This is a genomic window from Fulvivirga kasyanovii (assembly GCF_009711405.1).
In the GTDB taxonomy this organism is placed as follows: Bacteria; Bacteroidota; Bacteroidia; order Cytophagales; family Cyclobacteriaceae; genus Fulvivirga; species Fulvivirga kasyanovii.
Genome location: NZ_SMLW01000490.1, coordinates 1 through 13,557 on the forward strand (window position 1 = coordinate 1; position 13,557 = coordinate 13,557).

Annotated in this window: 9 protein-coding genes and 1 pseudogene; 5 read left to right on the plus strand and 5 right to left on the minus strand. The window is 42.9% G+C overall.

Annotated elements, in window-relative coordinates; all coding sequences use genetic code 11:
* From thrA to thrC, 3 genes are all read left to right on the plus strand, one after another.
* The coding region (gene thrA / locus E1163_RS09460; RefSeq protein ID WP_155171196.1) for a bifunctional aspartate kinase/homoserine dehydrogenase I at positions 1-2,394 on the plus strand (2,394 nt) is incomplete at its 5' end.
* Between the two features lie 10 nt (positions 2,395-2,404).
* Complete coding sequence (locus E1163_RS09465; RefSeq protein WP_155171197.1) at positions 2,405-3,352, plus strand: homoserine kinase; 948 nt, start codon at positions 2,405-2,407, stop codon at positions 3,350-3,352.
* 72 nt (positions 3,353-3,424) lie between these two features.
* Positions 3,425-4,711 (plus strand): threonine synthase, encoded by a 1,287-nt coding sequence (thrC, locus tag E1163_RS09470; RefSeq protein ID WP_155171198.1) that lies wholly within the window; start codon positions 3,425-3,427, stop codon positions 4,709-4,711.
* Positions 4,712-4,778: 67 nt separating this feature from the next.
* Here thrC and E1163_RS09475 read toward each other — a convergent pair whose 3' ends face one another.
* From E1163_RS09475 to E1163_RS09485, 3 genes are all read right to left on the minus strand, one after another.
* The gene (locus E1163_RS09475) at positions 4,779-5,243 is read right to left on the minus strand and encodes a nuclear transport factor 2 family protein (RefSeq protein ID WP_155171199.1); all 465 of its coding nucleotides are present in this window, start codon (positions 5,241-5,243) and stop codon (positions 4,779-4,781) included.
* Positions 5,244-5,360: 117 nt separating this feature from the next.
* Positions 5,361-7,244 carry a DUF4139 domain-containing protein gene (locus E1163_RS09480; protein ID WP_155171200.1) on the minus strand — a complete coding sequence of 628 codons (1,884 nt, stop codon included), beginning with the start codon at positions 7,242-7,244 and terminating at the stop codon, positions 5,361-5,363.
* Positions 7,245-7,357: 113 nt separating this feature from the next.
* Positions 7,358-8,845, minus strand: coding sequence for a helix-turn-helix domain-containing protein (locus E1163_RS09485; protein WP_155171201.1), 1,488 nt, complete (start codon positions 8,843-8,845; stop codon positions 7,358-7,360).
* Positions 8,846-8,952: 107 nt separating this feature from the next.
* On the opposite strand from E1163_RS09485, the gene aceB reads away from it, so the two are divergent.
* A complete protein-coding gene (gene aceB / locus E1163_RS09490; RefSeq protein WP_155171202.1) occupies positions 8,953-10,569 on the plus strand; it encodes a malate synthase A in 1,617 nt (538 codons plus the stop codon).
* Between the two features lie 20 nt (positions 10,570-10,589).
* Positions 10,590-11,885 carry an isocitrate lyase gene (aceA, locus tag E1163_RS09495; protein WP_155171203.1) on the plus strand — a complete coding sequence of 432 codons (1,296 nt, stop codon included), beginning with the start codon at positions 10,590-10,592 and terminating at the stop codon, positions 11,883-11,885.
* A gap of 192 nt (positions 11,886-12,077) precedes the next feature.
* On the opposite strand, the gene gwsS is transcribed toward aceA, so the two are convergent.
* Together gwsS and E1163_RS09505 are read right to left on the minus strand one after the other, a co-directional pair.
* Positions 12,078-13,130 (minus strand): grasp-with-spasm system SPASM domain peptide maturase, encoded by a 1,053-nt coding sequence (gwsS, locus tag E1163_RS09500; RefSeq protein WP_155171204.1) that lies wholly within the window; start codon positions 13,128-13,130, stop codon positions 12,078-12,080.
* Between the two features lie 161 nt (positions 13,131-13,291).
* Positions 13,292-13,557, minus strand: a pseudogene (locus E1163_RS09505) (hypothetical protein); the annotation flags it as partial.

The window sequence follows — 13,557 nt, forward strand, 5'->3', positions numbered from 1 at the left end:
AAGAATGTAATCTTCGAAAAATCTTCTTCCAACCAGATCATTGCGGTTGTATCTGCTTTGGGAGGCATTACCACACAATTGGTTAACTGTAGTGCGATGGCTGCCACGGGCAATGCTGAGTACCTAAAAGAACTCGCCCAGGTAGAGCAAAAACACATTAAAACAGTCCAGGAGCTCATCCCATTGAAAAAGCAGAGCAAAACAATGGGGAAGGTAAAGATATTGCTCAACGAGCTGGAGGATATCTGCAGGGGGGTGTTTCTTATCCATGAACTCACAGCCAAAACAAGCGATAAGATCCTGAGCTTTGGAGAAAGGTTGTCTTCTACCATTATAGCCGACTACTTTAATGATATGGAGCTCAACACTTTTTTGGCTGATCCAAGGGATTTTATAGTCACCGATAGCAACTATAGCCGTGCGGAGGTGAATTTTGAAAAGACTAATATCAAAATCGCATCTTACTTCAAAAATGTAAAGGAAAAACTGATCGTCTGCCCTGGTTTTATTGCAGCATCAGAAGATGGCGAAATTACTACACTGGGGCGTGGTGGCTCTGACTATACTGCAGCCATAATAGCCGCCGCCCTGAACTCTCCTGAATTGGAAATATGGACTGATGTAAGCGGCATGATGACCGCTGACCCAAGGTTAGTTTCTTCTGCCTATGCCATTGAGGAGATTTCCTACGAAGAGGCCATGGAGCTGTCACATTTTGGAGCAAAGGTGATATACCCTCCTACCATTCAGCCTGTACTGGAAAAGAATATCCCAATACACATAAAAAATACATTTAAAAAAGATGATGCGGGCACAGTGATCAAGCAGGCATCAGCTACCAATGGGAGCCTGATTAAGGGATTGTCTTCCATACAGAATATTGCCTTGTTTAACCTGTCGGGCAGCGGCATGGTAGGCATACCCAATTTTTCTCACCGCTTATTCAGGGCCTTGTCTACCGCAAAGGTAAATGTGGTCATGATCACCCAGGCTTCATCTGAGCATACCATATGTGTGGGAATAGATGCCGGGGACGCGAAGAAGTCACAAGCGGCCATTGAAAATGAATTTGCCTATGAATTGACAACTCATAAGATCAATCCGGTGCAAATAGAAAAAGATCTGGCCATAATAGCCCTGGTAGGTTCTAACATGAAGGAAAAAGTGGGTGTGAGCGGCACCATGTTCAGCGTATTGGGACAAAATGGCATTAACATCAAAGCCATAGCACAAGGCTCTTCAGAAAAAAACATTTCGGTCGTAATCTATGAGCGGGAGGTAAAGAAGGCGCTGAACAGCTTGCATGAGAGTTTCTTTTTATCTGAAAAAAGGCGTATCAACCTTTTCATGATAGGGGTAGGAAATGTTGGGGCCGCGCTGATAGAGCAGTTGCGCAAGCAAAAGCAGTATCTCAGCCAGCACCACCACATTGACCTGAGAATAGTAGCTATGGCTAATAGCAAAAAAATGCTGTTCCAGGAAGAAGGTATCAATCTAAAAAACTGGAAAGAAAGCCTGATAGAAGATGGTGAGACCATGAAAGTTGAAGACTTCCTGCAACAAATGGAGACACTAAATCTGCGTAATAGTATATTTATTGACAATACTGCCAACGCCGATATTGCCGGTCTTTACAAAAGGGTTCTTCAAAAGAGTATATCAGTAGTTACTCCTAATAAAATTGCCTGTACGAATTCCTATCAGGACTATCTGGAACTAAAAAAGACTGCACTACTCTACAAAGCCAAATTCCTCTTCGAAACCAACGTTGGAGCAGGCCTTCCGGTAATCAACACACTTAACGACTTGATCAAAAGTGGTGATGAGGTTCTAAAAATAGAAGCCGTACTATCAGGAAGCCTGAATTTCATATTCAACAATTTCAATAAAGAAGTAAAGTTTGCTGACATAGTGAGGCAGGCTCAAACTGAAGGGTACACAGAGCCCGACCCACGCATTGACCTAAGCGGAGTGGATGTGAAACGTAAGATACTGATCCTGATCCGTGAAAGCGGCCTGGATATGGAAATAGATGATATTCCTGCTCAGGCTTTCATCCCGGAAGACTGCATGAATGCCCCTTCTATCGATAAGTTTTTCGAAAAACTGGAAGAGCACGAAGAAGTATTTCAGCAATTGGTAAAAAAGGCAGAGAAGGAAGGGAAGAAGATAAAATATGTGGCCTCTTACAATAAAGGAAAGGCTGAAACAGGTTTGCGTTTTGTAGAAAAATCGCACCCTTTTTATAACCTGGAAGGAAAGGATAACATCGTGCTTTTCACTACCAAACGATACCCCGAACAGCCGCTGGTTATCAAAGGTGCCGGTGCCGGGGCAGAAGTAACTGCCTCCGGGATATTTGCTGATATAATGAGAATCGCTAACGCCAATTAATGTTTATGCCATGGAAAAGAAAATAAAAGTATTTGCTCCGGCCACTGTTGCCAATGTTGGGCCCGGGTTCGATATTTTCGGTCTGGCTCTGGAGGGTATTGGAGACGAATTGGAAGTAAGCTTAAGGGATGATAGTGCCATTAAAATTCACCCGATAGAGGAGTATGAAAACCTGCCAACTGATCCGGACTTAAATGTAGCAGGGGTGGCCATTAAGGCGCTGCTTAAAGAATTAGATTCTCAACAAGGATTCGAGATCGTGATCAGGAAACGCGTAATGCCAGGTAGTGGCCTGGGTTCGAGTGCATCCAGCTCAGCCGCCGCCGCTTATGCTGCCAATGAACTATTGGGCAGTCCTTTCAGCAAAAAAGAGCTGGTACGTTTTGCTATGGAAGGTGAAAGGGCCACCTCAGGTAAAGCTCATGCAGACAATGTAACACCTTCATTGCTTGGTGGCTTTACACTTGTCCGCAGTTATGGGCCATTGGATGTGGTCAGCATTCCGTACCCTAAAGAGCTTTATGTCGCAGTAGTTCACCCTCAAATTGAAGTGAAAACAGCAGACTCCAAGCGCATTCTGAAAAGGGAAGTGGCCTTGGAAATGGCCATCAGCCAGTGGGGCAATGTAGCAGGGCTTGTGGCCGGACTGGCCAGCGGAGATTTTGACCTGATCGGAAGGTCACTGGAAGATCATATCGTTGAACCTATCCGCTCCGTGCTGATCCCCGGGTATGCGGAAGCTAAGCATCAGGCGATTGTTTCAGGGGCACTCGGCTGCAATATTTCAGGCTCAGGTCCGTCTATCTTTGCGCTCACCGAGGGCAAAGCTACGGCTGAGAAAGTGGCCCGGGCTTTTGATGAATATTATACTGACCTCGGCATTGATCATAAAGTCTATGTTTCAGGTATCAACGCCGAAGGAGCCAAAACGATCAACAAACTGGCCGAAAAGGTTTAAACATAATTTTAAAGCTATGAGATGTTAACTCTCAATACCCAATACTAATATCTCAATACTAAAGATACACTAATGCAATACTATAGCACTAATCATAAAACCCAACCCGTAAGCTTTAGAGAAGCTGTAATCAAAGGTTTACCCGATGATAATGGCCTGTTTATGCCTGAGCAAATACCGGAGCTTCCCAAATCATTTTTCAGCAGCCTGTCTACACTCAGCTTGGCCGAAATTGGATACAACGTTGCCGAATCTTTTGTGGACGAAGATATTCCCGGCTCTGCTTTGTATGATCTTATAGAAGATACGATGGGCTTTGAAATTCCGGTACATGAAGTAGAAAAAGACATCTATGCACTGGAGCTGTTCCATGGACCTACTCTGGCGTTTAAAGATGTCGGAGCCAGGTTTCTGGCTCGTTGCCTGAGCAACTTCTCAGGTAGCGAGGCCAAAAAAGTGACTGTTCTGGTGGCAACTTCAGGCGATACAGGCAGCGCTGTTGCCCATGGCTTTTTAGGAGTTGAAAATGTAGATGTAGTCATCCTCTACCCCAAAGGCAAAGTAAGCAAGCTACAGGAACAGCAGCTCACTACTTTAGGACAAAACATCACTGCTCTGGAAATTGACGGCACATTTGATGACTGCCAGCGCATGGTAAAGAGCGCCTTTTTGGATAAGGGGTTAAATGAAAAGATGCAGCTTACTTCTGCAAACTCAATTAACATTGCCCGGTTAATTCCGCAGTCCTTCTACTACTTCTGGGCCAAGGCCCAACTACCGGACAAAGACCTGGTATTTTCAGTACCCAGTGGTAATTATGGAAACCTTACGGCCGGACTACTAGCCAAAAAGATGGGACTGGATATCAAAGGTTTTGTGGCCTCATCCAATATCAATGATGTCGTGCCCAATTATCTGACCTGTGGTAGGTTTAATCCCACCGCATCAAAGCAGACCATCTCCAATGCGATGGATGTGGGTAACCCGAGCAACTTTTACCGGATGCTTGACCTTTACCAGGGTGATTGGAATAAAATAACAAAAGAAATAAAAGGCTTCAGCTTCAATGATGAGGAAACACGAGCAGCCATGAAAGAGGTCTATAAAAACACAGGCTATACGCTCGACCCTCATGGAGCAGTAGGTTACCTGGGGCTAAAAAACTACTTAAAGGATCATCAGGCAACAGGTATTTTTCTCGAAACTGCGCATCCTGCAAAATTCAAGGATGTAGTAGACGAAGTCATCGGGAATGTTGATGTACCCGAAAGGCTGGCCCGGTATATGGATAAACAGAAAAAGAGTATTGAAATGGGGGGTGAGTTTGAGGAGTTGAAGGGGTTTTTGATGGAGAGATGAGGCTTCAGAATTTAGTGATCGGATGACTTCGAAGTCATCTGATCACTAAACTAAATTCATTGAGCCATTACTTTGGCTGAATCTGAGCCACAAATGTCTGTCTCATTATTTTGCCATTCTGGACTACAAATGAGTCGGAACCCAGTGGTACGCTTAAGGCTGGGGTCTCGGCGTGCCAGACAATATAGGCTATGTCTTCCTCCACATGCTGGATGTCAATTTCGAAAACTGTACCATCTACCGGAAAGGCAGGGAGCAGGTTTTCATAGTAGGCTTCTATCTCATTTAATCCAATAAATACTCCTTCGGGAGTCACCAGAATAGATGATTCAGTGTAATCATCCAAAATACGATCAACATCCCTCAATCCAAAACCGATTAAATGATTTTCAAGAACTGCGGCTGTTATCTTCGGGTCTACCAAAGGGCCACAGGGAGGTTCTCCGTCAGGAGGTAGCGGATGGTCATCGTCGCAGGCGAAAAATGTACAACTCAGCAGTGTAACAAGTAGTGTGTAAGCTAAGGTTTTCATAATATTCCAGGTTTTAGTGTTCCTTACAAACTCCAAAATATTTTACTTCCTCAAAAACCATAAAAGCACAAAAAGGTACTTACATAATATAAGTACCTTTTTATGAATGCTTTAGGACTACTCTATTACCAGACGTTGATCCTTAGGATATTTCACTTCATACTTCAAATCCATTTGCTTGTTGTCACCCGGCTCAAGCTTAAGCTTCCAGCGAAGGGTACCTGTAACTTTGTTGTACTCAGCTTTTGATGATTCGAGCAAATCAACTGTTATTTCCTTATTGGTGGCTACCGGTACCTGATCTTCAATTGTGATATAGATAGGTTGTTGCTTTTTATTTCTGACCTTAATTTCAAAGCCCACTAACTCTTTGCGATTGCTTCCTATGAATTGGACCGAACTGAAGTCATTTACCTTTTCCCGTGTAATAACTATATTTTTATCACGACCCAGTGAAATATTTAATGTGTCTTTCACATTGCGTGTATCCAGTACCGTCTTTCCTATAAACTTACCTTCAAAAAACAAATTGGCCTCCCCCGCAAGAAAATTATAGCCATCCCAGTCAGTTACCTGGGCCTTCAGGAAAGCATCAGTATCCAGCTTGGGTACGGCATAGTAATGGTAAGTAGCAGGCAGTTCATAAGCCACCATATCTACGGTCTGGTTTCTTCCATCTGATTTAATTGTATAAGGGTCGTCAACTGTAAATTCCAGTGTTGTTTGTTTGATAACAGCGGTAGCTGCTATCTCCTTTTTAACTTTTGGTTTGTATTCGTAAGATGAACGTGAACTATAGCCCGCCGCTCGGCCACTTAATCCAGTAACTACAACTTCCGACAACTGTTGTGTATCCTCATACATCACTACATCAATCACTGAGCGCTGCCCTATACCTATTTCCTGGCTTTCCATCCCAACAAAGGAATATACTATGGCTTGGGCATCCTGCGTCAGTGGCAGTTGATAGTAACCGTCAATATCAGTAACAGTGCCTACGGAGGTGCCTTTGATGACCACATTCACACCGGGAAGCCCCATACCATCTTCTCCAACTACCCTGCCCGAAACCTCATTACCTGCAACGGAATAGGTTCCCATCTGCCCTTGTCTTCCATAATCATTATATGCCACACGGTTGTTGAAGTTCAGGTACCAGGTGGAAAGGTTAGGCGCAACACTGCTCTGGCTTGGGTCAGCATTGCTAAATGTAAGTTTTACCCTGTCCCAATCTTTCCCGGTATTCTGGTGTACGTTAGCCTTGTACGTAACCTCAACGGGTTTAAGCACATTTTCAGCTCTGATATCATAAGAGGGCATCCAGCCTGCTTCCTGCACTAAATAAGTTAGTATAAATTTAGACTTTAAAGCGGTTCGGGCCGAAACCTTCACCAAAACTTCGCGCACAGGCTCCGGCCTTTTATTACTAAGTTCACTTAACTGGGCATTTACCTTACCCAACTCATCCTGCAAGCCTTTTATCTTCCTCACCAACTCCAGCTCCTTCCCTTTTATCTCTGCAAGACGTAAGCGGTAATATTCTGCCGCTTGCTTGAGCTCATCTATATTTACCCCGTTATCCGTTCCGCCAATAGCTTTGTTGCTGATCAGCAAAGATTCCTCTTCCTTATATACTTCCAGCCACACGTCCTGGTCAGCAATCTGCTCTTTCAGTTTATCCCTTTTAGCTTCCAGGGTTAAAATCTGTTCTGACTTCTTTTTTTCATCCAGGTAGTTAAGCCGGCCTGAAACCGCCAGTACTTTTACCCCGTCATTAAAAGCTTTTACCTGAATACTTCTTTCCTGAATATTGACAGGAAGATTGCCTATTACCAAAGTGGTATTTCCCGAGGGTACAGTGGTATCAAAGCTCCGGGTCACCTGCGCACCCCGCAGATAGACGGTAACTTCTGATATTTTGGAAATCACCGGTTGCTCCTCACCCTGGGCAAGTAAGCATGAAGAAATGAATAGAAGGATTGCGCTACAGATAACTTTCATAATACTAAAGGTCAATGTGAAACATGTTTAGTATTATGATGCCATCATATTACGGATTCCATAAGGGACACTGTTTTTTTATCACATCTGCTTAGCCCATCAAATATTCATCGTCATTTTTCCAGAGTGTCCAATGCGTCAATTACATCTCTCTGATTTTCCTGGTATCCGATATGGTAAGGAGGGGCTATGCGATCACCACAATCCGTAAGTGAACAACGCTCGCAGGTAGTGTTTACCACTTTGGTTACGATATCCGGATCATCAATAAACTTGATCCTTTTACGCAGGTTGTTGTCAATATATACGCCTATGGTAACACTCATGCTTTCATTGGGATTGGAAACATTCGGAAAGGCAATAGTCAGGCAGAAATACTCATTGGGAGTCTCATGGTATCGTGAGATTTGGGCACCGGCGATAACGGGTACTTCCTTTTTAAGGCGGTGCATACTTCTCAGCTCCTTGATCAGGCCAATGGAGATCCACCGCCTGCAATAGTGCTCATTTAAGCTGTTCGCATGCGGATTATGCGCCCTGGATAAATGAAGCTCCTTGGTCAGCTCGTAAGATGAAAAGTCATCGGTACCAAGGAACCTGAGAAAGAACAGGTTTTTGATCCCAAAGTATTTGGGTAAAATATTGGTCAGGCGCTGCATCAACATTTCGGGTGTAGCATTGTATTTGGTAATGAATGACAGCAATTGATCTCCATCCCACTTTTTATTCTGTGCAAACTTTCTTACATCAGCTACTACCTCATCCTCATCCATAAGCAAGGCTGCGGAAAAATATGAGGCCTTATAGTTGTTAAGCAAAGCTTCAAAGTTGTAGCTCCTTTGCGGTGGGGTTTCCATAGGTCGCTCCTTTAACTTCAGGTATTGAAAACCTATTTCACGACCAAGCAGAAAGCACTCCTGAGCATCCGTCAGCTCATTATTGAGCAACAATCTTTTCCCCTTGCCTTTATAGTAAGAGCGCAAATGCCTCAAAGCACCGAATTCCGGCAACTCCTTACGGTCAACGAATATGCCATAGTTTTCCATGAGCACATACTCAAGCTGCTCTTTTGTAACCGGTATGGTATTAATACTTTTATTGGCTTCACGAAAATCTTTTACGGCCTTTTCAATTTCAGGAAAATAATTGTCATGCATCTCCTGGTATGAACGAAGTGCCGCATAGTAGAAATGCTCCTGGTTCATCTCATAGTTGCGGGAGATCAACGAAATGGAACTGATAAAAGCATTGATCTTTTCCGGTGACACAGAAATAAGTTCTATGATCTTTTGGGCATCCAGCCCGAATATGTGCAGAGGGAATTCTTTAAAAAAATCAGACTGCAACAAATTGATCACGGGCTGCAATCTTTTGGACACTTTTAAAGAGACCAGGTTGTCGTAAGACTCACCCAAAGCCTCCGCCAACTGCATGATCTTGTCCCCTTTCGGATATTTTTTTCCTTTTTCTATCTCACTTAAATAAGAAATCGAAAGTCCTGTCTTCTGCGCTAGTTCCTGAAACGAAAGTCCCTTCTCAACGCGTAAATCGCGGATTTTTAGCCCAAAAATATGTTTGAGCGAAAAGTTTTCATTGGCCATGTTTCAAAGATAATTAAAATTTGTGTAAAATTTCTTTTAGCGAAATTTCGCTATTAATGAAATTTTACTGATATTCGTATGACACAACGATTTAAACCCCTGTAATTATGATTGAAGAATTAACCACCAAAGCCTACAGCCCACCGGAAACCATGCACCTTAACGCAGGTTTTGAAGAGGCATACGCAGAGATCCTAACTCCGGAAGCATTGAAGTTTCTTTTCACTCTGCATGAAAAATTCAATGGACGCAGAAAGCTACTCTTACAGAAAAGGGTCGAGCGTCAGAAAGAAATCGATAATGGTGTCATGCCGGATTTTCTTGAATCAACCAAGGCCATCCGCGAAGGTGACTGGCAGGTTGCCAGGCTGCCCAAAGACTTGCTGGATCGCCGTGTGGAAATCACCGGGCCGGTAGAAAGGAAAATGATCATCAATGCGCTTAACTCAGGCGCAAAGGTATTCATGGCCGACTTTGAGGACAGCAATACGCCTTCATGGAAAAACAACATTGAAGGACAGATCAACCTTCGGGATGCAGTAAATCGTACTATTGAATACAAACACCCTAAAACGGGTAAAGCTTATACATTAAATAGCGAAGTAGCCACCTTGTTTGTAAGGCCAAGAGGCTGGCACCTGGAAGACAAGCACATTACGATCAAAGGCGAACCGATTAGCGGAAGCTTGATGGATTTTGGTTTGTACTTCTTTCACAATGCCAAAACCTTGATCAACAATGGCTCAGGTCCCTATTTCTATTTACCAAAACTGGAAAGCCACCTGGAGGCCAGGTTGTGGAATGACGTTTTCGTTTATGCTCAGGATTATTTAGGTATTCCACAAAAAACCATCAAAGCCACCGTATTGATCGAAACGATACTGGCAAGCTTTGAGCTTCATGAGATCCTTTTTGAGTTGAAAGACCACTCTGCGGGACTCAATTGCGGCAGATGGGATTATATATTCTCATTCATTAAAAAATTTCGCAATAAAGCGGGTTTTGTTATGCCCGACCGCTCGCAGATCACCATGGGAGTACCCTTTATGAAAGCCTACACACTTGCTGTAATCAAGGCCTGCCATAAACGATGTGTACATGCCATGGGTGGTATGGCAGCGCAAGTACCGATTAAGGAAGACCCTGAAGCCAATGAGGCTGCTCTTGACAAAGTACGAGCCGATAAAGTTAATGAGGTCAGAAATGGCCATGATGGCACCTGGGTAGCGCACCCGGGACTGGTTAAAGTGGCTGAAAATGCTTTCAACGAGTATATGCCTACGCTGAACCAGATACATGTAAAGCGCAGTGATGTGATGATTACCGCTGAGCAGTTGCTGGAGGTGCCCAAGGGTACCATAACAGAAAATGGACTGAGGACCAATATTAATGTTGGCATCCTCTACATCGAAAGCTGGCTGAGAGGCAACGGCGCAGCAGCCATCTACCACCTGATGGAAGATGCCGCTACTGCAGAGATCTCACGCACCCAGGTATGGCAATGGCTTAAAAACGGCGCCACACTGGATGACGGAAGGGTGATTACAGAAGACATGTACGAGCAGTTGAAAGCGGAAGAGCTTGAAAAGATCAAAGCCTACGTTGGCGAGGAAAACTATAAAAACGGAAGGTTTGACCAGGCCATATCCATTTTTGACAAACTCGTAAAATCGGATGATTTCAAAGAATTTTTAACAATACCAGCATATCAATTAATCGACTAAACCCCTAAATTTTTAATATTATGAATAACGCAGATCAAATAGAGAACCTATACAGCGACTGGATGTCGAACCCAAGATGGAAAGGTGTAACAAGGCCTTACATTCCTGAAGATGTATTGCGCTTAAGAGGTTCAGTAAATATAGAATATACGTTGGCGAGGCTGGGAGCAGAGAAGCTCTGGAAAAGGCTTACTACCCAGCCTTTTACCGCCGGGCTTGGAGCCCTGACGGGCAACCAGGCCGTACAGGAAGTTGCTGCAGGGCTTGAGGCCATTTACCTGAGCGGCTGGCAGGTGGCTGCTGATGCCAACCTGGCCGGTCAGATGTACCCGGACCAATCCCTTTACCCGGCAGATTCTGTACCTAATGTGGTAAAAAGGATCAACAACGCCCTGATGAGGAGAGATCAGATCCAAAGCGTAACCGGAGAATCTGATATAGACTGGATGGTACCAATAGTTGCAGATGCGGAGGCTGGTTTCGGAGGGAACCTCAATGCCTTTGAGTTAATGAAGGCCATGATCGAAGCCGGTGCTGCTGGTGTTCACTTTGAAGATCAGCTATCGTCTGCCAAAAAATGCGGACACCTTGGAGGTAAAGTACTGGTTCCCACTCAGGAAGCGATCAATAAACTGGTTGCTGCACGTTTGGCAGCCGATGTGATGGGCACACCTACATTGCTCATAGCCCGCACCGATGCAGAGGCAGCTAATCTGATCACCTCTGATGTAGACGGCCGAGACCACAAGTTCCTGACCGGACAGAAAACCTCCGAAGGATTCTTCCATGTTAAGAACGGACTGGAGCAAGGCATTGACCGTGCGCTAAGCTATGCACCTTATGCTGACCTGCTTTGGATGGAAACTTCCAATCCTGACTTGGGCATGGCAAGAGAATTTGCACAAGGGGTGAAGGAGAAGTACCCTGACCAAATGCTAGCTTATAACTGCTCTCCTTCATTCAACTGGGCAGCCAAACTAAGCGTGAAAGAGATGGAATCGTTCAGGGAAAACCTTGCAGAAATGGGCTATAAATTCCAGTTCATCACCCTGGCAGGTTTCCACGCATTGAATACAGCTATGTTTGAGCTATCCAAGGCATACAAAGAAAGAGGTATGGCCGGTTACTCCGAGCTGCAGGAAAGAGAGTTTGCATTGCAACAGCATGGTTTCAATGCTGTAAAACACCAGGCCTTTGTTGGTACCCAGTATTTTGATACTGTTCAGAATATCGTACAACAAGGCAACTCTTCAACCACTGCCATGAAAGGCAGCACCGAAGAGGACCAGTTTGAAACTGCAAAAAAAGCAAGTTAATACGTTAATGACCACAACCTAAACACAAAACCGCCTGACCGGAATACGGTCAGACGGTTTTTTTCTACTCTCTGGTAGCCGTCTGGCCTTTTGGTCAGGCGGTTTATATTTGAATCCCACCTAAATAACAAGCGGAACCGGATAAACTGGTTAGTCATTTCAGCACTATGTTTTTATAAAATTGGAGCTATTTTATCCGAAATCTTGTAAGCCATAATAGTGAATAGCCTTATGTTTCAACGGGCTTTCACTCCAATTTTCCCATTTATTTGTATAAGGATTGTAGCCACACTTTAACGGTTTAGAGTAATCATTAAAAGGATCCTCCCTATATGCTCTGCAATCGGTACATATATACCGGAATTCACAGTCTCTACATACCTCTATTTCATCTTTCGTAATATTCCAAAATTTCAAAAATTCTTGTTGCCTTAATACTCCCTCAAGAGATGTGTCTCTTATATTTCCAAAGCTTTCTTGCATAGATGGACAGTTTTTAATTTCCCCTTCTACATCAATCGAAACTTTTTTACTTAAACAACTATTACAGCTTTTGGAGGATAAATATGTCCTTAAATTGGGGTAAAATAGCTTTTCAGATATGACACCACATTGTTTATGTGACACTAAAGGTTGTTTCAGAGCAATTATATAATTGGGTAAAATAAATTTATCTTCAAAAAAATCCATAACACAAACTCTCGAAATTAATTTGTACTTATGGAATAGGTCAATGTAGCCATTTTCCGAATTGTCAGAATGATGTTTCAGAATAACCTCAACATTAGTATGGCCATTTAACCTTAATATTTCAATCATGTCTTCCAATTCCGTAATTGATACCGGGCAGAAATACCTTAACTGGATCTTCTCTATATCAGCCGAGATTTTGGAGATGTTTTTGTAGAAACTTTCAGGACTTTTTAAGTCAAATATCAAATCTTCAATCTTATGGCAATTCGAAAATTGATCCTTAGATATATCATGTGCTAATTCCTGTTTTTCTAAATGAAAATAAATGAACTTTTTATCTTCTAAAAATGACAAGTATTCTTTGATTACCTGGAAGTCCTCTTTATCAAAACCTTGCTCGATATCATCTAAAGCTATATTAAATTTGAGTTTAATTATTTGATATAATTCATTGGGAATGGAGCAATAGGTGGCCCTCTCTAAATCGACCAGGCAGCTATTTCTGAAACCCTGAGTCAATACACAACTAGAGAACAGACTAAAATAATTCATAGATTTTACTAATACACTTATCAGGTGCCGCTCGTTGTATAGTGGATTGTTTATATTTCGAGATGGACATTTTACTACCTCTTATGGCAGTCCCATCACGATCAAGCTCTATTATTTCTGAGTTATAATATGCAATGGGCAAAATTCCCTTTATAACTAAATCATTTATTAGTTCTTTTTTTTGATTTTTCATTGTCTATAACTATCATTTCCTCTACCACCTTCTTTTCAAAATCCAGATTCCCTCTTAATGAGTATCCCGAAATCTGTCCGACAGGATTGACTTCCAAAAAATAAAACTCATTATTTTTGCTTTCAATGATATCAATGCACCCAATATTTAATCCAATAGATTTCATAAACTCCCCTAATTTTTTCTGGTAGGATATCGGCAAATTTGTTTTCTGAATCCTTATTTCACTCGTAT